Origin of the sequence: Streptomyces sp. NPDC058619, from assembly GCF_042717785.1 — a bacterium.
Classification (GTDB): Bacteria; Actinomycetota; Actinomycetes; order Streptomycetales; family Streptomycetaceae; genus Streptomyces.
In genome coordinates this window covers 142,380-163,825 of sequence record NZ_JBHXQN010000017.1, presented here as the reverse complement: position 1 = coordinate 163,825, position 21,446 = coordinate 142,380, and the positions used below count along the sequence as shown (strand labels likewise).

Here is a 21,446-nt window from a genome sequence, read left to right as displayed (position 1 = left end):
CCACCGGGACCAGCACCTCGGCAACGCCGGCTACCACGAGGAGCTGGGCACGTACTACGGCACCGGCGCCCCCTTCGGCGGCCGCCCCGCCTGACTCCGTTCCCGCGGCGCCGGTCCCGGCACCCCCTCGGGGTGCCGGGACCGGCGTCGTGCTGCGTGCGGCACCCGCTCGCGCGGGCCGGCGGGCAGCGGGCGCGGGGTCAGCGTCCCTCGAACTCCAGGGCCCCGGCCAGTTCGCCTTCCAGCGACCCCACATCCCCGGGGCTCCGGGCGATCACCGCGTACCGCCAGGAGCGGCCGTCGGGCGGCGCGTCCGCGTAGAGGACCACGCCCTCGCCGCGCGCCGGGTCGAAGGCGAGGTGGTGCTCCCTCAGCCGGCCGAGGGCTCCTTCGAAGTCGAACGGGCGCCCGGTCCGCCCCTTCGCCACCGACCAGGCCGCGGGGGCGCCGCCCGACGCGGCCGTCAGCCGGGTGACCATGGCGTGGGGTGTGGTGGTGGCCGTACGGCGGATGTTGCTCTCGCTCGCGTACGCCTCGCCCTCCGCGTTCACCAGCGCGTCCAGCCCGAACGGTCCGGCGAAGCCGTGGCCGGCCAGGTGGTCGCCCAGGGCCCTCCCCCACTCCTCCAGCTCGCCGGCCACGTGCGCGCAGGACGGCGGCAGCGGGGACGTGTACCCCGTGAAGGACCCGTGCGCCGTGCGCATCGCACCGCTGAACAGGACACGCGTTCCGGCGGTGGTGGTGTCCAGCTGGACGCTGACGGATTCGGCCACGTCGAGGCGTTCCTCCACGACCCACGTGCCCCGGGGCCCTCCGACGGTGTCCAGCGCCAGGGACGCCCCTGCGTCCAGGTCGCCGCGTGAGACGAAGCGCAAGCCGTGGCCCCCCGCCGAGCGGTCGGGCTTGACCACTACTCCCCCGTGGTCCCGCAGGAGTTCGCGCACCACGTCGTCCACCTCGGGGCGCGGACACACCCGTCCGAAGGGCAGCCGCATCCCCAGGTGTCCGGCCGCCTCACGGAACCCGGCCTTGGTGTTCAGCAGCATCGTCGTGGCGAGCGCCGCTTCGGCGGCCTCGACCGTCGGGTACGGGTGCACGGTGATGCCGAGGTCCCGGGCGAACGCGATCGCCGAAGCGTCCAGCGCGGTCGGCAGCAGCGCCGCGCCCCGGTCACCGGCGAGGGCCCGGACGTGCGCGGCGAGTCCGGCCTCGCGCACCGCCCGCGCCAGGGGGACGGCGCCGGCCGGGGGCACCTCGACGACGGTCACCGCTTCCGGAGGCACCTCGGTCATTTCGCACACGTACCGCAGGAACTCCCGGCTCAGCGGCACGGGCGTGACCAGCACGTCCCCGGGCCGGAGCAGCCACGCCTTCCGCGGCGCCTGCTGCGCCCACTGCTCCAGCACCTGACCCTCGTTGAGATCGACCGCCAGGTCGGAAAGGAAGTTCGCGAAGACTACGAACGGACCCGTCTCACTCACCGCTGCTCCTCTCGCCGCCGGCCACCGCCCCGCTGCCGCACGCGACACCGGAGCAGGATCCCACCACGCTGCGCCTGCCCCGCTCCGCCGACCGAAACCCACCCGGCCGCGTCGTCCCGCCGCGCCGGTGAGGAACGTGCGGACCTCGACGGCCAGGTTCCGCATCTCTTCGTCGAACCTCCGGGTACGGTGGCGCGCCGCCCGCCGTCCCCCGGCGAAGCCCCCCGAACGCACGAGAGCCCTGCCTCACCGAAGTGAGACAAGGCTCTGTTCTGCGACTACGAGGCGAACCTCTAGTCGGGACGACAGGATTTGAACCTGCGACCCCTTGACCCCCAGTCAAGTGCGCTACCAAGCTGCGCCACGTCCCGTTGTGCTTCCGACCTGGGGTTTCCCCCGTCCCGGCGGCACATGCAGAACATTACCCCACGGCGAGGGGTGTGCATGCACGGGTAATCGGCGGCGGCGAGGATGGAGGGGTGAACACAAGGGATCGGGACGACGGGGGCCGGGCGCGCAGCGCGCGGCCCAGGGACGGGCTGGGGCGGCCGCTGGCGTACGGGGCCGACGGCGTCGGACGGCAGCCGGAGGGCGTGGTGCGCTCGCCGGCGCAGACGGTCCGGGAGGCGCAGCGGCTGCTGGACGCCGGGATGCCGTTCCACGCGCACGAGGTGTTCGAGGACGCCTGGAAGTCCGGGCCCGAGGAGGCGGCCCCATTGTGGCGGGGGCTCGCCCAGCTCGCCGTCGGGCTGACGCACGCCGCGCGCGGGAACGCGGTCGGCGGGGCGCGGCTGCTGCGGCGCGGAGCCGCGGGCGTCGAGGGGCTGGACGGGGCGGCATACGGGATCGACGTGCCGGGTCTGGTCCGGTGGGCCGGGGAGCTGGCGCACCGGGTGGACGGCGGCGCGGACGTGGACGCCGCCGCCGAGGCGCCGGGGCTACGCGGCGGGCTGGAGTAGGTCCCAGCGGTTGCCGTACAGGTCCTGGAAGACGGCGACGGAGCCGTACGCCTCGTGGCGCGGCTCCTCCAGGAAGCGGACGCCCTCGGCCGTCATCCGGGCGTGGTCGCGCGCGAAGTCATCGGTGTGGAGGAAGAAGCCGACGCGGCCGCCGGTCTGGTCGCCGATCCGGGAGCGCTGGGCTTCGTCCTTGGCGCGGGCGAGCAGCAGCGCGGTCTCCCCGGCGCCGGGCGGGCGGACCACGACCCAGCGGGAGCCGTCCGGGCGTGCGGTGTCCTCGGCGAGGTCGAAACCGAGGGCGCGGGTGTAGAAGTCGATGGCCTCGTCGTAGTCGTGGACGACGAGCGCGGTGAGGGCGATGTGGGCGGGCATGCGCCTATTGTGCGCCGAGCAGGACGACCTCCAGGATGCGGGGGCCGTGGACGCCCTCCACCCGGTCGAGCTCGATGTCGCTGGTGGCGGAGGGCCCGGAGATCCAGGTCAGCGGGCGGGTCGGGTCCAGCAGGGCCATGGCCTGCGGTACGGAATCCACCACCTGCCCGGGGACGCGGACCACGCAGATGTGATGGTCGGGGATCAGGGTGATCCGGCGCCTGCCCTGGCCGGTGCCGCCGTCGAGGACGATGGTGCCGGTCTCGGCGACGGCCAGGGCGCAGCCGGTCACCACGCTGTCCACGGCGTCCAGTTGCCGCGCGGTGTGCTCGGCGCGGTCCTGGACGTGCGCCGGGTCCGCCGCCGCGAGCCAGTGCGGGGGCAGGCCGGGCGGGACGAGCACCGTCCGTGCGCCGCGGCGCGCGAGCAGGCATGCCAGCAGTGCGGCGAGGCCGCCCTCGTCGGTGCGGTGGACCTTCGCCCGGTACTCGGCGAGGTGCGCGGCGAGGAGGTCGACGCTCTCGCCGGGGGTCCGCGCACCGTGCACCGCGAGGTAGTCCCGCGGGACCGCCGGGCCGGCGCCCGGGGCGGGCCCGGGACCCCGGTCCCACTCCCCCACCGCCCGGCGGATGCGGCCGAGGACGACGTCCTTCGAGGTCACTTCGGGGTCCCCCGTTCGCGGGTCCACCAGTCGCGGAAGGATTCCGCGGGGAGCTCCGGCAGCTCCCGGGTGTCGGTCCAGGCCCGCCCGGGCCCCGGCAGGCGGCGCGGGCGCAGCCGGCGGGAGCGGGCCAGCAGGCGTTCGCCCGCGCGCAGCGCGCCCGGGTGGTCCAGGAGCAGCCGGGCGGCGCGCATCGCGGCCCGTTCGGCGGTGCGGCCGTCCGCGGGCCGCAGGCGTACGCGGATGCCGTCGCGGGTGACCGGGCCGCCCTGGGCGACCCGTTCGCGGAGGTGGACGAGGACCTCGGGGATGTCGATGGCGACCGGGCAGACCTCGTAGCAGGCCCCGCACAGGGTGGAGGCGTACGGCAGGGAGGCGGGCGCGCAGGAACTTCTCCCGCAGGTGCAGCCGGGCGGCCTCGGCGAGTTCGCGCGGGTCGTCGCCGAGTCCCTCGGGCGCGGGCCGGCCCCATCCGCCCATCTCGGTGCGGAAGATGTCGCGGATCTCGGCGCGGTTGCGGTGGATGGCGGGGACCAGGATGTGCGAGGGCCGGTCGTGGCCCAGCTGGACGATGAGTTCGGCCAGGTCGGTCTCGTACGCGGCGATCCCCGCGGCCTCCAGGGCCTCGTTGAGGCCGATCTCCTGGGTGGCCATGGACTTGACCTTGACGAGCTCCCGTTCCCCGGTGGCGAGCACCAGGTCCGTCACGATGCGGTTGGCCTCGTCGGCGTCGGCCGCCCAGTGGACGGTGCCGCCGGCGGCGGTGACCGCCTCCTCCAGCTGGAGGAGGTAGTGGTCGAGGTGGCGCAGGGTGTGGTCCTTGACGGCCTTCCCGGCGTCGCGCAGCCGGTCCCAGTCGGCCAGTTCGGCGACGGCGCGGGCCCGTTTGTCGCGGATGGTGTGCGTGGCGCGGCGGAGGTTGGTGCGCAGCACCTCGTCCCGTACGGCTTCCCGCGCGGCGGACGGGAACGCGGGGAAGGCGGGCATGCCCAGGTGCGTGGCGGTCATCGCAGGGGCTCCTCCTCGGTCGCGCGAGGATCTCGGCCAGGTGCACGGCCCGTACCGGGGAGCCGGCGCGGCGCAGCAGGCCCTCCAGGTGGGCGAGGCAGGAGCTGTCGGCGCCGCACAGCACTCCGGCGCCGGTGGCGGCCGCGGCGGCGGTCTTGTCGGCGCCCATGGCGGCCGACACGTCCGGGTTCTTGACGGCGAAGGTGCCGCCGAAGCCGCAGCACTCCTCGGCTCCGGGAAGTTCGACGAGGTCCAGGCCCTTGACGGCGGCCAGCAGCCGCCCCGGGCGGTCCCCCAGGCCGAGGGCCCGCAGGCCGTGGCAGGAGGGGTGGTAGGTGACGGTGTGCGGGAAGTGGGCGCCGACGTCGCTCACCCCGAGCACGTCGACCAGGAACTCGGTCAGCTCGTACACGCGCGGCGCGAGGTCCGCGGCCAGGTCCGCCAGCGCGGTCCCGCGGCCCTCGGCGGCGGCCTTGCGGCCGATGCGCGGGTAGTGCTCGCGGATCATCGCGGCGCAGGAGCCGGAGGGGGTGACGACGTACTCGTACCCGGCGAAGGCCTCCGCGGTGCACCGGACCAGCGGTTCCGTCTCGTACCGGTAGCCGGTGTTGTACTGCGGCTGCCCGCAGCAGCTCTGGGCCGCCGGGAAGTCCACGGTGACGCCGAGGCGCTCCAGGAGGCGGACCACGGCGATGCCGGTGCGCGGGTACAGCGCGTCGTTGACGCAGGTGACGAACAGGGCGGCACGCATGACGGGCAGAATAGCGGGGTGAAGAAGTTCTCAGTGATCGGCATAGGCGCGGGCGACCCGGACCATCTGACCCTCCAGGCGGTCAAGGCGATCGGGGCGGCGGACGCGTTCCTCATCCTGGAGAAGGGCGAGGAGAAGGCGGACCTGACCGGGCTGCGGCGGGCGATGCTCGACGAGCACGCCCGCCCCGGGCACCGGCTGGTGGAGGGGCGCGACCCGGACCGGGACCGCACCCCGGCGGACTACGCCCCGACGGTGGACGGCTGGCGCAGCGCGCGGGCCGAATTGTTCGAGCGGTTCATCGCGGAGGACCTCGCCGAGGGCGAGACCGGAGCGTTCCTGGTGTGGGGCGATCCCTCGCTGTACGACTCCACCCTGGCGATCCTCGACGAGGTGCTGGAGAAGGGCCGGGTGGCGTTCGAGCACGAGGTGGTGCCGGGCATCAGCAGCGTGTCCTCGCTGCTGGCCCGGCACCGCACGAACCTGAACCGGGTGGGCCGCCCGGTCCAGATCACCACCGGCCGGCGGCTGGCCGAGGGCTGGCCGGAGGGGGTGGACGACGTGGTGGTGATGCTGGACGCCCGGCACGCCTTCACCGCCCACCTGGACCAGGACCTGTTCATCTACTGGGGGGCCTACGTCGGCACCCCGGACGAGATCCTCGTGTCGGGGAAGCTCGGCGAGGTCGCGGGGCGGATCGAGGAGCTGCGCACCGAGGCCCGCGCCCGCAAGGGCTGGATCATGGACACCTACCTGCTCAGGCGCGGCTGAGGCGGGCGGACCCCCGCCCCTTCAGGCGCGGCCCAGGGACGCGGGCAGCCCGGCGGCGAGGCGCTCGTACTCCTCGGGCCGGTTGTAGACCTGCCCGCAGACGCGGATGCCGCCGCCGCCCGGCCGGGGCCAGACCAGGACCCGGACGCGCAGCCGTGCCGCGATCTCCTCGCGCAGGGCCACGGCGTCCCCGGGGGTCTCGGCGGTGCCGCGCGGCAGTCGCAGGGCCCGCATGGCGAGGCCCTCGGTGTGCGGGAGCGGGGTGAGTCCGGGGATCTCGGCGAGCAGGGCGGCGCCGTGGGCGGCCAGCGCACTGTTGTGGGCCCGTACCCGGGCCGCGTCGAGGCGCTGGAGGAGGTCCAGGCCCTCGGGCGCGGCGAGCCAGCCGGTGTAGTCGGCGGTGGCGCGGTATTCGACCGAGCGGGGGAACCCGTGCTGGTCCTCCCAGGAGGGGACGAGCGCGCGGACCCGGTGGCGGTGCTCGGGGGCGACGGCGAGGACCGCGCTGCCGGACGGGGCGTACCCCCACTTGTGGAGGTTGCCGAACCAGAAGTCGGCGCGGCCGGCGAGGGGGTCGGCGAGCATGCCGGGGGCGTGGGCGCCGTCGACCACGGTGGTGACGCCGCGTTCCCGGAGGTCGGCGAGGAGCCGGGGGGAGGCGATGAGGCGGGCGGTGGGCGAGCTGACGTGGTCGAGCACCGCCGCCTTGGTACGGGGCGTCAGCCCGGCCAGCACGGCCTCGCGCACGGCGTCCTCGTCGGGCAGGAGGGGGTCGAGGGAGACGGTGGTGACCGTGGCGCGGCGGGCGGCGGCCGCGACGACGGTGCCGTAGCCGTGGTCGGTGACCAGGATCTCGTCGCCGTCGGCGAAGGGGATCGCGTCGAGGGCGAGGTTGGCGCCCTCGGTGGCGTTGGCGATGAAGGCGAGTCCGTCGGGGTCGGCGCCGAGGTGCGCGGCGATCCGGGCGCGGGCCCCGGCCAGCCGGTCGCAGACGCCGAGGAAGAAGGCGTCGGGGTCGGCATGGGCCAGGGCCCGGAGCGCGGCCTGCGCCTCCTGCACGGGTACGGGTACCGCGCCGAAGGAGCCGTGGTTCAGGTGCGCGACGGAGGGGTCGAGGCGGAACAGCCCCTCCGTGCCCGGGAAGACCTGGGCCGGGACGGCCGGACGGCTGTCGGACGGCCCCGGGGCGCGCCCGCCGGAGTGCGCCGTGAGCCCGCCGGGCGGCCGGCCTCCGGGCTGCGGCGCGGTGGCGGTCGGGGGCCCGGCCGGGCTCCCCTCGGGACGGTCGCGGTCGGGCACGGGGCCTCCCAGGGCGGGGCGGGGCTGTCGTGGTGATCCTCTCCCGCCGTGGCCGCCACCGGTAGCCCGCACCGGCTCCCCCGGTCCGGCGGGACTCGCGCGGCGCGTGCTCGGCGTACGACGCGTGCTCACCGTTGCGGGGCAGTCCCGGACTCGCGCCGGCTCCCCTGTTGCCTCGGTCGGGGCGGACATGAGCGAGGCCCCTCCGAACCGGCAGGGCCAACACCGCATCTGGGGTCGAACCGCATGGGCCACCCCTGCACCCGGGGTGACGAAGGTCCTGCCACGAGGGTCCCACGACCCCCGGCCCCTACGACCCCCGGCCGCTGGTCGCCGCGTAGTACTGGAGGTCCTGCACCTCCACGGTGCGGTCCGCCGGATAGGGCAGCTCCACCCCGGTCGCGGCCTTCCCGCCCCGGACCACCTCGGCGGAGCTCGTGCCCGCCTTCAGCGGCAGCAGCTCGGAGTGGACCCCGGCCGGGGCCTCGTGGGAGTCCTTCGCGGACCCGACGGCCGTACGGACGACGGCGGGTTCGGCGAGGAAGCTGAGCACCTCCACCGTGTCGCGGGGTGCGGCGCTGCCCCTGCGCAGGGACATCAGGAGCGACTGGTCGCCGGTCGGATCGGCTTGGGCGAACTGGGTGCGCGCGGTGAGGTAGAGCGTGTCCCGGACGATCTCGGGCCAGCTGCCCGTCTTGAACCGGGTCAGGTAGTACGAGGTCAGGTCCAGGTAGGCGTGGCCGTTGTGCAGGGAGGGGGCGAACTGGCTGCCCTCGGAGTAGTCGTTCCAGGTGGTGAGCTGGACCCAGTCGGCGCCGTCGTCGATGGCGTGCTTCCAGGTGGCGCGCAGGGTGGCGGTGTTGCCGGCCTCGTCGTAGATGCCCTGGTTGGGGCGGGCGTCCTGGACGGACACGGGCTGCATCCAGATCTTGCCCATGTCGTGCGCCCGCTTGACGTCGCGGGTGTTGCTCTCCTGCCCGACGTAACTGCGGCTGCCCCATTCGGAGAAGCCGTAGCTGATGGGGGCGAAGTCGCCGTTGTGGGCGCCGAAGTCGAGGAGGAGCGGGACGAAGGCGGTGCGCGTGCCGTGCTTCGACTTGAGGATCCCCAGCACCTCGGTCCACCAGGACGCGCTCTTCGCCTCGGCCTTGAAGGGCGAGACGACGAGCCTGCCGTCCGGGAGCCGGTGGGCGGCGGGGGCCGCGCCGAGTGCGGCGATCGCGTCGGCGAGCACGCCGGGATCGTCGGTCTTCAGCGAGGTCATGTCCGGCATCAGCATGACCTTGAAGGCCGGATCGACCGAACGGGCGGCCGCCATCAGCTGGTTGGAGCGCTCCCAGTTCTTGCCGGACAGGGAGAGCATGTCGAGGGTGAACCCGTCGATGCCGGCCGCGCGGGCCGTGCGCACCTCCTGCTGGAGGTTGGCGTACTCCCAGTCGCCGCCCTTCGGCTGGACGGGCAGCGGCCGGTCGCGCAGCAGGCCGCCGTAGCGCTCGTGCTTGCCGCTCTCGCCGTCCGGGGTCAGGTAGTTGCGGGTGTAGTAGTCGGCGTCCGCGCTCGCGTTGTCGAGGGAGAGCGGGTACGGGGTGAAGTAGTGGGCGAACACCAGCTTCTTGCCCGCGGCGCCCGAGCGGAGGGCCGCGGGCTGGGGCAGGTCGAAGGGCAGGGCTCCTGCGGGGCGAACGCCCCCGGTGTCGGCGCTCGCCCCTCCGGGTGCGCCCGTGCCGCCGGGGGACGTACCGGGGGTGGGGCTCTGGTCGGGTCCCGGGGTGGTGGGCGCCGGCGTGCCGGGACCGGCGTCGGGGCCGGTCGACCAGGGGACGCCGATGACGGGGGCCGAACTGCCGCGCACGTCGGCCGCCGAGGAGGGGTCCCAGGCTGTTCCGGTGGCCGCGCAGACGCCGACGAGGAGGAAGCCGGAGGCGAGGGCGATCAGCGGGCCGCGTCTCCTGAGCGCCGGTCTGCGGCGGTGCGAGACGGGCTGCGCCGCCCGCTCCGCCCGCCGGCCTGTCCGTCGGCCTGCTCGCCGGTCCGCTCGCCGGTCCGCTGTCATCGTGGTCCCTCCCCGGGAATATGCCCCGAGTGGGGGCTGCACAGCAGTAGAGCCCAATACCGTCGCCCGGACAACCGTTCCCAGGCGCCGGGGCGGGGACACGTACGTCACAGGGCGCACGGGAACTACGCCGACCGCTTTGCCGGGGCTAATCCGGCCGGTGCGGCAACGGCCTTGGCGCGGCGCGCGCGGGGCCCCTTGCCGGCGCCCCGCCCCCGCAGGCGCAACTCCTTCCGCTTCGCGCCGCGCGCCCACCGCCCGCGGGGGCGGGCCGCCGCGCCCTGCCCAGGGACCTCCCCGGCCGCGGGAGGCCGGCGGGCCCGGACCCGGCGCCGTCCGCCGTCTACGTACCCTCCACCATCCGGCGGACGCGGCTCACGTCCGCGACGGACCGCTCCGGCGGGGCGGTTCGCGGCCCCAACGGCCCCGCACAGCTGGGCCGTTGGCCGCCCCGTCGTCCCGGCAGGCGGCCGCTCTGCGGACCCTTCTGCGGAATGCGACATTCCCCTGGTCTTCCGGCTCAACTGGCGCATAATCGTCGACACGCGGCTCGAACCAGCACTCTTGCCGCGCTTGGTCACGCATGCAATGGGGGGCATCGTGCCGATGGGGGAATCCGGATCCACGGGCACACTGGCGGCCACCTCCGCCGAGCTGTCGCGGCTGCTCACCGCCGTCCGGACGGGGCGGGTCGTCACCGTGACCGGGGGGTTCCGCGAGCCGCGGAGCCTGCTGGTGCGGGAGATCGCGCGGCGGATCGCGTCCAACTTCTGCGACGGGGTGTCCGTCGTCGCCTTCGAGCCGTCGGCCGGGGTCCACGGCACCCGGGAGCTCACGGCCGCGCTCGGCCGCGCTCCCGAAACGGCCCTGCCGCCGTGCGGGACGGCGAACGCCGCGTCCTGGCTGGCCGAACGGGACATGCTGCTCGTCCTGGACGGAGCCGACCTGCTCGGCCCGCAGGCGCGCGCCTGGCTGCGGGACCTCCTCTCCGTGGCCCCGGGGCTGCGGATCCTCGCCGCGGGACGGTCCCCGCTCGGCATCGGGCAGGAGCGGGTGCACCGGCTCTGACGGCCGGAACGCGTTACGTACGCGGCACACAGCCGCCATGACGCCGCCACAGCCCGCCCTTGGGGTCTGATCTGCGGGTTTCGGCGACATACGACTGCCGGAGCCCTGGTACGTACGTCACCCGCCCCCGCACGTACAGGAGACCCTTCGTGACCGAGCGCGAGCACCCCGACGCGCCCGGAACGACCGGCGGGACCGGCACGCCCCGCGCGCCCAGGCCCGGAGACGTGGGCGGCGTCGGCCGGCGCGGCTTCCTCGCCGGCGCGGCCGCGGTGGCCGTCTCCGCGGCGTCCGTCACGGCGTTCGCCCGCCCGGCGGCCGCTGCGGCGACGGCCGCGGCCCAGCGCGACGGTGACTTCCCTGCCCACAACACCCGCGCGGACGGGTACGCGGGCACGGCCCCCGCCAAGTCCTTCCGGCCAACGGCTACGGGCTCTACCACACGGTCGGCAACGTGTGGGAGTGGTCCGCCGACCCGTTCCGGCCCGGCGGACCCGAACGGTCCATGCGGGGCGGCTCCCACATGTGCCACGACTCGTACTGCAACCGCTACCGGGTCGCGGCCCGCACCCGCAACACCCCGGACAGCTCGGCCGGGAACATCGGTTTCCGGGTCGCAGCCGACCTCTGACCCGGCGCCCGCCCGCCCCGCCCCGGCCCGCCGGCGGCCTCAGCCCGGCTGCCGGCTGAGCTCGCGCCACACCTCGGGCGGGCACGGCCCCTGGGGGCGGGAGGTGAGGAACAGCCCGTACTCCACCCGGCGCGGCTCCCGGCCGCTCTCCACCCAGTGGTCCCGGCCGGACGTGGTGTCCCAGCCGTCGTTCGGCAGCCAGATGTGGTCGGACCGGCCGTCCTTGTCCTTGCTGGTGATCTGGGCGACCTCCGCGTGACCGGCGTGGGCGGCCAGCACCACGCAGTAGTGGCGCAGCTGCCGTTCGGGGTCCTCGCGCAGCGGCACCATGGCGAGCCAGATCTCCCCCGCGGCAGGTCTGCGGTCACCGTCCCGGGCCGGGCGCCGGAAGCCGCCCCAGGGGCGGCCGCCCAGCCAGCGGGAGCCGCCCCACCTGCGGATCACGCCCACGAACGCGAGCGCCACCAGCCCGGCGGCGGTGCTCTCGGCCACCGCCCGTACGTTCCAGGCGGGGACGTCCCCGACCCTGCCCTCCACCCACCACAGCACGGGGGCGACCACGGCGAGCAGGGCGGCCGCCCGCGCCGGGGCCGGCCACCACACGGACCGGCGGCCGCGGCCGCGGCTCCGGCCCCGGCTGCGGCCCGCGTACAGCGCGAGGGCGAGGGCGGTGACGACCGGGAACGCGTAGACGACCAGGTACGGGCCGAAGCCGTGCAGACGCTGCGGCGGCGTCTGCTCGGCCAGCAGGTCGGGCAGGACCAGCGGGAGCGCGAGCAGGTACCCGATGGTCGGCACGACCACCGCCAGCAGCAGGAAACCCGCGCAGCCGTTGCCCGCGCAGGACGTGTTGGAACCGCGTGCCACAGAACCCCCCTGGATCACCGGTGGCGAACGCTAGCGCACGGTCCAGTCCTCGGCCAGCAGTCCCTGGACTACCTCGTCGACGAAGGCCCCGTACACCCAGGCCGAGCGGCGCAGGGTGCCCTCGACGGCGAAGCCGGCGGAGCGCGCCGCGCGGATCATCGGGGTGGTCGGCGAGGGTCTCCACCTGGAGGCGGCAGGCCGCGCACGGTGGGGACGCGCGTCCGCCCCGGCCGGGCACGGGGCCGGCCGGGGCGGAGCGCGTCACTGCCGTGCGGGCACGGCTACCGGCTTCAGCCGAGGGTGGCGATGGCCCGGTTGAAGGTCGCGGAGGGGCGCATGACCTTCGCGGCCTTGGCGGCGTCGGGCTGGTAGTAGCCGCCGATGTCGGCCGGCGAGCCCTGTACCGCGTTCAGCTCGTCGACGATGGTCTGCTCCGACTCGGCGAGCGTCTTGGCGAGCGGGTCGAAGGCGGCGGCCAGCTTCGGGTCGTCGATCTGCCGGGACAGCTCCTGCGCCCAGTACAGGGCGAGGTAGAAGTGGCTGCCGCGGTTGTCGATGCCGCCGAGCTTGCGGCTCGGCGACTTGTCCTCGCCCAGGAAGGTGCCGGTCGCGCGGTCCAGGGTGTCGGCCAGCACCTGGGCGCGGGCGTTGCCGGTGGTGGTCGCGAGGTGCTCGAAGGAGACGGCCAGCGCGAGGAACTCGCCGAGCGAGTCCCAGCGCAGGTAGTTCTCCTTGACGAGCTGCTGCACGTGCTTGGGCGCGGAGCCGCCGGCGCCGGTCTCGAAGAGGCCGCCGCCGTTCATGAGCGGGACCACCGACAGCATCTTGGCGCTGGTGCCCAGCTCCAGGATCGGGAACAGGTCGGTGAGGTAGTCGCGGAGCACGTTGCCGGTCACCGAGATGGTGTCCTCGCCACGGCGGATGCGCTCCAGGGAGAAGGCGGTGGCCTCGACCGGGGAGAGGATCTTGAGGGTCAGGCCCTCGGTGTCGTGGTCGGCGAGGTACGTCTTGACCTTGGCGATCAGCTGCGCGTCGTGCGCGCGGTCCTCGTCGAGCCAGAAGACGGCCGGGTCGCCGGTGGCGCGGGCACGGGTGACGGCGAGCTTGACCCAGTCCTGGATCGGCGCGTCCTTGGTCTGGCAGGCGCGGAAGATGTCGCCGGCGGCGACCTCCTGCTCCAGGACCGTGGTGCCCTCGGCGTCGACGAGGCGGACGGTGCCCGCGGCGGCGATCTCGAAGGTCTTGTCGTGGCTGCCGTACTCCTCGGCCTTCTGGGCCATGAGGCCGACGTTCGGCACCGAGCCCATGGTGGACGGGTCGAAGGCGCCGTGCGCGCGGCAGTCGTCGATGACGACCTGGTAGACACCGGCGTAGCTGCTGTCCGGCAGGACGGCCAGGGTGTCGGCCTCGGCGCCGTCCGGGCCCCACATGTGACCGGAGGTGCGGATCATGGCCGGCATGGAGGCGTCGACGATGACGTCGCTCGGGACGTGCAGGTTGGTGATGCCCTTGTCCGAGTCGACCATCGCGAGGGCCGGGCCCTCGGCGATCTCGGCGTCGAAGGAGGCCTTGATCGCGTCGGCGTCGGGCAGCGCGCCCAGGCCGTTCAGGATGGTGCCGAGGCCGTCGTTCGGGGACAGGCCGGCGGCGGCCAGGGTCTCGCCGTAGCGGGCGAAGGTCTTAGGGAAGAAGGCGCGGACCACGTGGCCGAAGACGATGGGGTCGGAGACCTTCATCATCGTGGCCTTGAGGTGCACGGAGAACAGGATGTCCTCGGCCTTGGCGCGCTCGATCTGGTCGTTCAGGAAGGTGCGCAGCGCGTCCACGTGCAGCACGGAGGCGTCCACGACCTCGCCGGCGAGGACCGGTACGGACTCGCGCAGGACGGTGGTGGAGCCGTCGGCCGCGACGTGCTCGATGCGCAGCGTGCCGGCCTCGGCGATCACGGTGGACTTCTCGGTGGAGCGGAAGTCGTCCGCGCCCATGGTGGCCACGTTGGTCTTCGACTCGGCGGTCCAGGCACCCATGCGGTGCGGGTGGGCCTTCGCGTAGTTCTTGACCGAGGCGGGGGCGCGGCGGTCGGAGTTGCCCTCGCGCAGGACCGGGTTGACGGCGCTGCCCTTGATCTTGTCGTAGCGGGCGCGGGTCTCGCGCTCCTCGTCGGTCTTCGGGTCGTCCGGGTAGTCCGGAAGCGCGTATCCCTGGCCCTGGAGCTCGGCGACCGCGGCCTTGAGCTGCGGGATCGAGGCCGAGACGTTGGGCAGCTTGATGATGTTCGCGCCCGGGGTCTTCGCCAGCTCGCCGAGCTCGGCGAGGGCGTCGGCGATGCGCTGGCCCTCTTCCAGGTGCTCGGGGAAGCTGGCGATGATCCGACCGGCCAGGGAGATGTCACGGGTCTCGACGCTCACTCCGGCCGTCGACGCGTACGCCTGGATCACAGGCAGGAACGAATGCGTCGCCAGGGCCGGGGCCTCGTCGGTGTGCGTGTAGATGATGGTCGAGTCAGTCACCGGATGCTCCGCTCCACAGTCTGCGTCTCTCGTCTGCAACATTGCTCGACATCAAGATATCTCGTGATCGGACCGGTGCGGACAGCCCCCTGCCGTGAAGCGTGGGAGACGCGCGTCACGCGGGCCCCGGAACGGCGAGAGCGCCGCCGCGGCTGTCTCCGGCCACGGCGGCGCTCAGGCACGACGGCCCGCGGGCCGGGTGGGTCAGGCGTGGACGGCCTTCGGGTTCTCGCCGTACTCGTTCGCCTGGGGCTGTCCCTCGGTGGCCGTCAGGACGAGCAGCCAGATGCCGCCGATGAGCGGGACCAGGGCGATGAGGAACCAGGCGCCGGACTTGCCGATGTCGTGCAGTCGGCGGACGGTGACCGCCAGGCCCGGCAGGAAGACGCCGAGGGCGTAGATGCCGACGAGGATCGGGGACGTGCCGATCACGGCGTCGAGGATCGAGAGGACGATGATGATGCCCACGTTGAAGAGGGCGTACATCCAGTACTCCTTGCGGCGGGCGCGGCCCGAGAACACGGCGTACTTCTTCAGAACGTCGATGTAGTAGTTCATGAGTCCCCCCAGAGGACGGTGGTTCGGGCCCGTCCAGCTGGAGCAAGCCGGGGCAGAACTTATGCTCCACTTACAACGCGGTCAAGCCAGTTCGGGAGGGCGCCAATTCGCCCACAGGCCCCGATTTCCGACAGCGGACGAGAAACGCAGGGGACTGAAGTGCCGCTGTGTCCGCGGAAGTCCGGAAAGTCCACCGCCCGCACCCCCCGCCGACTTCCTGAGCAGCACCGATCGTTGGCCGCATCGTTATCGCGCCGCGACACCGCGGGCCGGATCCGGAAGGGGGGAACCCGGGCCGCGGCGCGCCTTCGCGGGTCAGCCGATGCGGAACGGGTCCCCGTAGACCTTCCAGTCGAGCGGGGTGTTGAGATTCAGGTTGCCCTTCTTCAGGAAGACCCGCTGGGCGGTGTCGACGCGGCTGGTGTCGCTGTGCGCCTCCTCCTGCTTCATCGCCCAGACACGGGCGTCGAGGAAGGCGTTCAGCCAGGCGGTCTCGTTGCCGCCCTGGGCCGGGGGCCTGGCCTTCGCGAGGGCGCGCCCCCGGATGTTGCGGAAACTGGTGGAGTCGGTGCCGTCGCCGTGCATGACGATGGCGTCGTAGTAGATGAACTGGCCGAGCGTGCCGACGCCGTCGGACTTGCCCTGCTGGACCGAGGGGTTGAAGTAGACCCGGTCGCGCTCGTGGTCCTGGGCCTTCTTGAACGCGGTGTCCTGGGCCGCCTTCGCCCAGTCCCGGGTGAAGTTCGGGTCGAGGCCGGCGTGCGAGTCGCTGCCGTCGACCCGGCGCAGGGCGGGGAGGTACTTGGCGAGCACGTTCCCCGGCTTGACCTGGGTGTAGTGCTCGACGAGGTCGAGCATGTCGCCGGTGCCGGAACAGAAGCCGATGATCCCGGCCGTGTAGCCGCGGCCGTCACCGATGTCCTCTATGTACTTGTACTGCGCCTTCCAGTCCAGGGTGGAGTTCTCCGCGCTGGAGACGATCTGCATGGCGATGTCCTTCTTCGCCGGATCGTCGAGCCCGACGGCCGCGGCCGTCGCGACCGGCGACCCGGAGGCGGCCGGCGCGGGTGCGGGGGCGGTGGCGTGCGCGGTGACCGGTACGGCGAGGAGCGTGCTGCCGAGGACGACAGCGATCGCCAGTGATGTGCGCTGGGGGGTGAACACAAGTCCTCCATACGGTAGTTGAGGCGGTCGCGGTTGTGTTAGGAAACTTTACTACCAGATCGGCCGGCTCCTCAAGGCCTCCGGAATCACTTCCGCCGATTCCTTTCCGCCGACGACCAATCCGCCGTGGCGCGGGCTCCGAAGCAAGGGGTGTCCGTCGCGCGCGCCCGCACCCGTCGGACCGCTCGTCCGTCCGCCCGCCTGTCCGTCCGTCCGCTCGGCCGCCCGTCCGCAGCACCGCCCGCAGTGAAGGAACAGCCATGACGCATACGCGTATCCGCCCGCCGGCCGGCCCGGGGACGGCGGCGTGAGGCAGCAGAAGGCCTTCGGTGCGCCGGACCGCTCCGGCGCCCCCGACCTCCCCGCGCTCATGGAACGCGTCGCCCGCGGCGACGAGGACGCCTTCGCCGCGCTCTACGACGTGGTCGCGGGCCCCGTCTTCGGCATCGCCGTCAAGGTCCTGCGGGACCGGGCCCAGTCGGAGGAGGTCGCCCAGGAGGTCATGATCGACGTGTGGCGCCAAGCACCGCGCTACCGGTCCGACAAGGGCTCCGTCATGACCTGGGTGATGACCATCGCCCACCGCCGCGCCGTGGACCGGGTCCGCTCGGCCCAGGCCGCCGCGGCCCGCGAGCAGGACACCGCCGCCCGCGAGCACAAGCGCCCGTACGACGAGGTCAGCGAGCAGGTCGAGATCCGGCTGGAGAGCGAGCAGGTGCGCCGCTGCGTGCGCGGCCTCACCGAGCTGCAGCGCCAGGCCGTCACCCTCGCCTACTACGGCGGCCTCACCTACCGCGAGGTCGCCGAGACCCTGGACACCCCGTTGCCCACGATCAAGACACGCCTGCGCGACGGACTCATCCGGCTGCGCGACTGCATGGGGGTGACCGCATGACGACCGACTCCGACCATCTCCACGCCCTGTCGGGCGCGTACGCCGTGAACGCGCTGGAACCCGGCGAGCGGGACGCGTTCGCCCACCACCTGACGCGGTGTCCCGCGTGCGAGCAGGACGTACGGGAGTTCTCCGCGACCGCGGCCCGCCTGGGATCGGCGGTCGCGCTGGCCCCGCCGCCGGCGATGCGGACCGAGGTGCTGGCCCGCATCGACACGGTGCGCCAGCTTGCGCCGCCCCGGCGCGGCATGGTCGCACTGCGGCGGCGGGCGCTCCCGCTGGCCCTCGCGGCGTGCCTGGCCGGCGGACTGGCCGGCGGCCTCGCCCTGGGCGGCGCGGCGCTGTGGTCCGGCGAGGAGTCCCCGCAGCCGGACCGGGCCCTCCAGGACCTGGCGGCGGTGATCACGGCTCCCGACGCCCGTACGGTGTCGGGCCGGTCACCGGGCGGCGCGACGGCGACGGTGGTGCTCTCCGCACGGCAGGACCGGGCCGTGTTCCTCGGTTCGGGGCTGCCGCCCGCGCCGGAGGGCAAGACGTACCAGCTGTGGTTCGCGGACGGCTCCGTGATGCGGCCGGCCGGGCTGCTCGCCGGGGACGGCGGCACCCTGATGACCGGCTCCCCCGGCCGGGCGTCGGCGGTCGGCCTGACGCTGGAGCCGGCGGGCGGATCGGCGCAGCCGACGACGGCTCCGGTGATGCTGATGGCCATCACCGCCTGACGGCGCCGGCCGGTCGACGGCCGGCGGCCCTGACCGCCTGACGGGGCGGGCGGCGCGTTGGGGCGCGCCGCCCGCCGGGGGTCAGAGCCAGCCGTTGCGCCGGAAGCCCCGGTGGATGGCGAAGCAGGCGAGCGCCATGACCCCGAGGACGAGCGGGTACCCGTAGGTCCAGCGCAGCTCCGGCATGTGGTCGAAGTTCATGCCGTAGACCCCGCAGACCATGGTCGGCACGGCCACGATCGCCGCCCACGCCGTGATCTTTCGCATGTCCTCGTTCTGCGCGACGGTCACCTGCGCGAGGTGTGCCTGGAGGATGGAGTCGAGCAGGTTGTCGTACGCGCCGATCTGCTCGGTGGCCCGGGTCAGGTGGTCGGCCACGTCCCGGAAGTACGTGCGGACCTCCGCCGGGATGACCGGTATCGGCTGCGTGGCCAGCTGGGTGAGCGGGCGGCCGAGCGGCGCCACCGCCCGTCGCAGCTCCAGCAGTTCGCGCTTGAGCTGGTAGATCCGGCCGGCGTCGCCCCGGCCCCCGTACTCGCTGAACACGGCGGTCTCGACGGCGTCGATGTCGTTCTGCACGGCGTCCGTCACGGCCAGGTAGTCGTCGACGACGTGGTCGGCCATGGCGTGCAGGACGGCCGCCGGCCCCTTGGAGAGCAGTTCCGGGGAGGCTTCCAGCTCCTCGCGGACCGGGCCGAGGGTGCCGCTGCCGCCGTGCCGGATGGTGATGACGAAGTCGTCGCCGGTGAACGCCATCAGCTCGCCGGTCTCCACCACCTCGCTGGTGGACGTCAGTTCCTCGTGCTCGACGTAGCGCACGGTCTTGAAGACGGAGAACAGGGTGTCGTCGTACCGCTCGACCTTGGGGCGCTGGTGGGCGTTGACGGCGTCCTCGACCGCGAGCGGGTGCAGGCCGAACAGCTCCGCGAGCCCCGTGAGCTCCTCCTGCGCCGGCTCGTGCAGGCCGATCCACACGAAGCCGTGGCCCGCCTTGCGGACCCGGCGCAGTGCCTCCTCGGCCTCCGAGCAGCCGTCCTGGCGTACGCCGTCCTGGTAGACGACGCAGTTGACGACCGCGCTGCCGAGCGGGGAGCGGGCGGGGTGGCTGAGGTCGACGGCCCGCCGGTAGCCGCGGCGAACGGCCCGGCGCAGGCTGCTGAACATGGACAACGGCTTTCTCCCCTTCGGCGGAACACCGGCAAGTGTGCCACCGCGGCCGCCCCCTTCCGGCCACCGCGGCCGGGGTTCCCGGCCGGGGGGCGGCCCGGCCTCGCCCGAGCTGCCCGGCACGGGACGCCCTGCACCGCGCTCGTGCCCGACGTCACGGTGGACAACGGCACGGGAGGGACGCCCTGCGTCTGGATCGAGCCGTGGGTCACCGGCTACCGGCTGCCGCCCGGGAAGCGGTTCACCGTCGTCGCAGCGGCCGGGCCGGACGCGTCCTCCGGGGAAGAGCCCTTCGAGGTCTCCGCCGACGCCGGTCGGATCACCGTCCGGGACACCGGAACCTGCCTCGGCGAGCCCGTCCTCCGCGACCGGGGAGCCTGGCGGGCGGTGGCGCCGGGGCAGGTGGCGGTGGCGTCCCCGGGGCCGGGGCGTGTGGCGGGGGCGAAGGGGACTACGACCGGTCGATGAAGACGCTCGTGGACTTCACGCGGGCCGTGGCCCGCGCGCCGACCTCCAGCCCGAGCTCCTCCACCGCCTCCCGGGTCAGCAGCGACACGACCCGGTGCGGTCCCGCCTGGATCTCGACCTGTGCGTCGACCGTCCCGAGCTTCACCCCGGTGACGATCCCCGGGAAGGCGTTGCGCGCCGAGGTGTAGGGGGCTTCGTCTGCGCCGTCGGCGCCCTCCTGCGCGACCTCCACGCAGAACGCCGCCAGGTCCGGCCCCTCCACCATCCTGCGGGTCCCCTCACGGCGGGTCGGGAACCGTTCCGCGTCCGCCCAGCGCCGCGCCGTGTCGACGCTCACACCGAGCAGCCGCGCCGCCTGACCGATCGTGTAGGACTCCATGGCCCGCAGCTTAGGTCTTGTCAGGCGAGGGCCCCCGCAGCGCCTCGGCCGCCGCTTGCGCGATCACTTCGGCCACCATCGACAGCACCGGCGAGTCGAGTTTCCACTGCTGCCAGTACAGCGGCACGTCCATCGGCCGGCCCGGCGCCAGCAGCACCAGCTGCCCCGTCCGTACCAGCGGCCGCGCCTGTGTCTCCGGAACCACCCCCCACCCGAGCCCGGCGACGACGGCGTCGCGGAACCCCTCCGACGTCGGCATGTAGTGCCGTACGTGACCCGCTCCGGCCGCCGCGTCCCCGGTGAGCGACCGTACGAACGCGTCCTGGAGGTCGTCCTTCCGGTCGAAGACGATCGTCGGTGCCTCCCGCAGGTCCCGGCCGAGCGCCCCCGTCAGGTACCGGGCCGCGAACCCCGGGCCCGCCACCGGGAGGTACCTCGCCTGACCCAGCCGCCGCACGGTGCATCCCGCCACCGGGTCCGGCGAAGAGGTCACCGCCGCCATCACCTGCCCCTCCCGCAACAGGGCCGTCGTGTGCGACTCGTCCTCGCGGTGCAGCTCGAAGCAGACCGGCGGGTCCTGCGGGACCCGGGCGAGGGCGGGCAGGAACCAGGTGGAGAGGGAGTCCGCGTTCACCGCGATCGGCAGCCGGACCGGGCCCGTCCCGTCGGGCATGCCCAGCTCGGCCCGCGCGTCCCGCTCCAGCCGGGACAGCTGCCGCGCGAAGCGGACGACCACCTCCCCGGACTCCGTCGCCCGCACCGGCTTCGTCCGCATCAGCAGCACGCGCCCCGTCCGCTGCTCCAGCGCCTTGACCCGCTGGCTCACTGCCGAAGGCGTCACGTGCAGGGCGGCCGCCGCCGCGTCGAAGGTGCCCTCGTCCACGACGGCGAGCAGCGTCCGGACCTGGTCCAGGGGTAGTTCTTCCATCACGAACGCTAAGGGTACGTAAAAATCTTTAGCTGTACTGAAATGGAACCGCTGCCTACGGTCGGTGTCATGACATACGGCATCACCACGGCGGTCCTCGCCGGCTTCGGCACCGGACTCTCCCTCATCGTGGCCATCGGCGCCCAGAACGCGTTCGTCCTCCGCCAGGGGGCCCGCCGCCACGCGGTGCTCGCGGTGGTCGCCATCTGCGCGGTCTCCGACGCCCTGCTGATCACCCTCGGCGTCGCCGGCGTCGGTGCCTTCGTGGCCGCCTGGCCCGCCGCGCTGACCGTCGTGGGCCTGGCCGGCGGAACGTTCCTCGTCGGGTACGGGGTCCTCGCCGCCCGCCGCGTCGTGCGGCCCGTCCCGGGCGCCGCCCTGACCGCCGACGGGGCCGCCCCCGCTCCCGGCTCCGTGCGCCGCGCCGTGCTGACCTGCCTGGCCATGACCTGGCTCAACCCGCACGTGTACCTGGACACCGTGCTGCTCGTGGGCTCCCTCGCGGCCGACCGGGGTGACCTGCGCTGGGCGTTCGGCGTCGGGGCCGTCGTGGCCAGCCTGGCCTGGTTCGCCGCCCTGGGGTACGGGGCCCGGCTCCTCAGCGGGCTGCTGTCCCGCCCCGCGGCCTGGCGGGTGCTGGACGGCCTCGTCGCGGCGATGATGGTCACCATGGGCGGACTCCTCCTGGCCCGCGCCTGAGCGGCGCGCGGGGCGTGTCAGCGCCGGTGGGCGGGCCG

General features: G+C 73.9%; 19 protein-coding genes, 1 tRNA gene and 4 pseudogenes. 8 read left to right on the top strand and 16 right to left on the bottom strand.

What is annotated here, in order from left to right; all coding sequences use genetic code 11:
• Positions 1-200: 200 nt before the first annotated feature.
• Both ACFWTC_RS19250 and ACFWTC_RS19245 read right to left on the bottom strand, forming a co-directional pair.
• Complete coding sequence (locus ACFWTC_RS19250) at positions 201-1,481, bottom strand: peptide ligase PGM1-related protein (protein WP_384028102.1); 1,281 nt, start codon at positions 1,479-1,481, stop codon at positions 201-203.
• Between the two features lie 297 nt (positions 1,482-1,778).
• Positions 1,779-1,852, bottom strand: a tRNA-Pro gene (locus ACFWTC_RS19245).
• A 108-nt stretch (positions 1,853-1,960) separates the two neighbouring features.
• On the opposite strand from ACFWTC_RS19245, the gene ACFWTC_RS19240 reads away from it, so the two are divergent.
• Positions 1,961-2,440, top strand: a complete 480-nt coding sequence (locus ACFWTC_RS19240; RefSeq protein WP_383929093.1) for a DUF309 domain-containing protein — start codon at positions 1,961-1,963, stop codon at positions 2,438-2,440.
• Here ACFWTC_RS19240 and ACFWTC_RS19235 read toward each other — a convergent pair.
• The 4 genes and pseudogenes from ACFWTC_RS19235 to ACFWTC_RS19220 form a co-directional block, all read right to left on the bottom strand.
• Positions 2,420-2,812: a VOC family protein gene (locus ACFWTC_RS19235; protein WP_383929091.1), complete on the bottom strand. Its 393-nt coding sequence runs from the start codon at positions 2,810-2,812 to the stop codon at positions 2,420-2,422. The genes ACFWTC_RS19240 and ACFWTC_RS19235 overlap by 21 nt on opposite strands.
• Positions 2,813-2,816: 4 nt before the next feature.
• Positions 2,817-3,167: pseudogene (locus ACFWTC_RS19230) on the bottom strand (lactate utilization protein C); the annotation flags it as partial.
• Between the two features lie 302 nt (positions 3,168-3,469).
• Positions 3,470-4,481 (bottom strand): annotated as a pseudogene (locus ACFWTC_RS19225) (lactate utilisation protein LutB domain-containing protein).
• Between the two features lie 19 nt (positions 4,482-4,500).
• Positions 4,501-5,232 (bottom strand): annotated as a pseudogene (locus tag ACFWTC_RS19220) ((Fe-S)-binding protein); the annotation flags it as partial.
• An 18-nt stretch (positions 5,233-5,250) separates the two neighbouring features.
• On the opposite strand from ACFWTC_RS19220, the gene cobF reads away from it, so the two are divergent.
• On the top strand, positions 5,251-6,003 hold the full coding sequence (cobF, locus tag ACFWTC_RS19215) for a precorrin-6A synthase (deacetylating) (RefSeq protein ID WP_383929088.1): 753 nt from the start codon (positions 5,251-5,253) through the stop codon (positions 6,001-6,003).
• Between the two features lie 21 nt (positions 6,004-6,024).
• Here the strand turns inward: cobF and ACFWTC_RS19210 are convergent, their stop codons facing one another.
• Both ACFWTC_RS19210 and ACFWTC_RS19205 read right to left on the bottom strand, forming a co-directional pair.
• Positions 6,025-7,302, bottom strand: coding sequence for an aminotransferase class V-fold PLP-dependent enzyme (locus ACFWTC_RS19210; protein ID WP_384028103.1), 1,278 nt, complete (start codon positions 7,300-7,302; stop codon positions 6,025-6,027).
• 310 nt (positions 7,303-7,612) lie between these two features.
• The gene (locus ACFWTC_RS19205; RefSeq protein WP_383929082.1) at positions 7,613-9,355 is read right to left on the bottom strand and encodes an endo-1,3-alpha-glucanase family glycosylhydrolase; all 1,743 of its coding nucleotides are present in this window, start codon (positions 9,353-9,355) and stop codon (positions 7,613-7,615) included.
• Positions 9,356-9,961: 606 nt separating this feature from the next.
• Between ACFWTC_RS19205 and ACFWTC_RS19200 the strand changes: the two genes are divergently transcribed.
• Both ACFWTC_RS19200 and ACFWTC_RS19195 read left to right on the top strand, forming a co-directional pair.
• Positions 9,962-10,423: a hypothetical protein gene (locus ACFWTC_RS19200; RefSeq protein WP_383929080.1), complete on the top strand. Its 462-nt coding sequence runs from the start codon at positions 9,962-9,964 to the stop codon at positions 10,421-10,423.
• 350 nt (positions 10,424-10,773) lie between these two features.
• Positions 10,774-11,054 (top strand): annotated as a pseudogene (locus ACFWTC_RS19195) (formylglycine-generating enzyme family protein); the annotation flags it as partial.
• Between the two features lie 39 nt (positions 11,055-11,093).
• On the opposite strand, the gene ACFWTC_RS19190 reads toward ACFWTC_RS19195, so the two are convergent.
• From ACFWTC_RS19190 to ACFWTC_RS19170, 5 genes are all read right to left on the bottom strand, one after another.
• A complete protein-coding gene (locus ACFWTC_RS19190; RefSeq protein ID WP_383929077.1) occupies positions 11,094-11,921 on the bottom strand; it encodes a hypothetical protein in 828 nt (275 codons plus the stop codon).
• A gap of 30 nt (positions 11,922-11,951) precedes the next feature.
• Positions 11,952-12,080: a hypothetical protein gene (locus ACFWTC_RS19185; RefSeq protein WP_383929074.1), complete on the bottom strand. Its 129-nt coding sequence runs from the start codon at positions 12,078-12,080 to the stop codon at positions 11,952-11,954.
• Positions 12,081-12,211: 131 nt separating this feature from the next.
• Positions 12,212-14,431, bottom strand: coding sequence for an NADP-dependent isocitrate dehydrogenase (locus ACFWTC_RS19180; RefSeq protein WP_384028104.1), 2,220 nt, complete (start codon positions 14,429-14,431; stop codon positions 12,212-12,214).
• 204 nt (positions 14,432-14,635) lie between these two features.
• Positions 14,636-14,989 carry a DUF805 domain-containing protein gene (locus tag ACFWTC_RS19175; RefSeq protein ID WP_383929068.1) on the bottom strand — a complete coding sequence of 118 codons (354 nt, stop codon included), beginning with the start codon at positions 14,987-14,989 and terminating at the stop codon, positions 14,636-14,638.
• A gap of 315 nt (positions 14,990-15,304) precedes the next feature.
• Complete coding sequence (locus tag ACFWTC_RS19170; protein WP_383929064.1) at positions 15,305-16,153, bottom strand: chitosanase; 849 nt, start codon at positions 16,151-16,153, stop codon at positions 15,305-15,307.
• Positions 16,154-16,523: 370 nt separating this feature from the next.
• On the opposite strand from ACFWTC_RS19170, the gene sigK reads away from it, so the two are divergent.
• Entirely contained in the window at positions 16,524-17,048 is a 525-nt protein-coding gene (gene sigK, locus ACFWTC_RS19165; protein WP_383929105.1) for an ECF RNA polymerase sigma factor SigK, read from the top strand.
• Positions 17,045-17,767, top strand: coding sequence for an anti-sigma factor domain-containing protein (locus tag ACFWTC_RS19160; RefSeq protein ID WP_383929061.1), 723 nt, complete (start codon positions 17,045-17,047; stop codon positions 17,765-17,767). Before sigK ends, ACFWTC_RS19160 begins: the two co-directional genes overlap by 4 nt.
• An 81-nt stretch (positions 17,768-17,848) precedes the next feature.
• Here the strand turns inward: ACFWTC_RS19160 and corA are convergent, their stop codons facing one another.
• The gene (corA, locus tag ACFWTC_RS19155; RefSeq protein ID WP_383929102.1) at positions 17,849-18,931 is read right to left on the bottom strand and encodes a magnesium/cobalt transporter CorA; all 1,083 of its coding nucleotides are present in this window, start codon (positions 18,929-18,931) and stop codon (positions 17,849-17,851) included.
• A gap of 147 nt (positions 18,932-19,078) precedes the next feature.
• Here corA and ACFWTC_RS19150 point away from each other — a divergent pair, with 147 nt between their 5' ends.
• Positions 19,079-19,402, top strand: a complete 324-nt coding sequence (locus tag ACFWTC_RS19150) for a hypothetical protein (RefSeq protein ID WP_383929058.1) — start codon at positions 19,079-19,081, stop codon at positions 19,400-19,402.
• Here the strand turns inward: ACFWTC_RS19150 and ACFWTC_RS19145 are convergent.
• Both ACFWTC_RS19145 and ACFWTC_RS19140 read right to left on the bottom strand, forming a co-directional pair.
• Positions 19,386-19,781, bottom strand: coding sequence for a molybdopterin-binding protein (locus tag ACFWTC_RS19145; RefSeq protein WP_383929055.1), 396 nt, complete (start codon positions 19,779-19,781; stop codon positions 19,386-19,388). The genes ACFWTC_RS19150 and ACFWTC_RS19145 overlap by 17 nt on opposite strands.
• A gap of 10 nt (positions 19,782-19,791) precedes the next feature.
• Positions 19,792-20,709, bottom strand: a complete 918-nt coding sequence (locus tag ACFWTC_RS19140) for a LysR family transcriptional regulator ArgP (protein WP_383929099.1) — start codon at positions 20,707-20,709, stop codon at positions 19,792-19,794.
• 69 nt (positions 20,710-20,778) lie between these two features.
• Between ACFWTC_RS19140 and ACFWTC_RS19135 the strand changes: the two genes are divergently transcribed.
• Entirely contained in the window at positions 20,779-21,408 is a 630-nt protein-coding gene (locus tag ACFWTC_RS19135; RefSeq protein ID WP_383929052.1) for a LysE/ArgO family amino acid transporter, read from the top strand.
• The last annotated feature ends 38 nt before the right edge of the window (positions 21,409-21,446 follow it).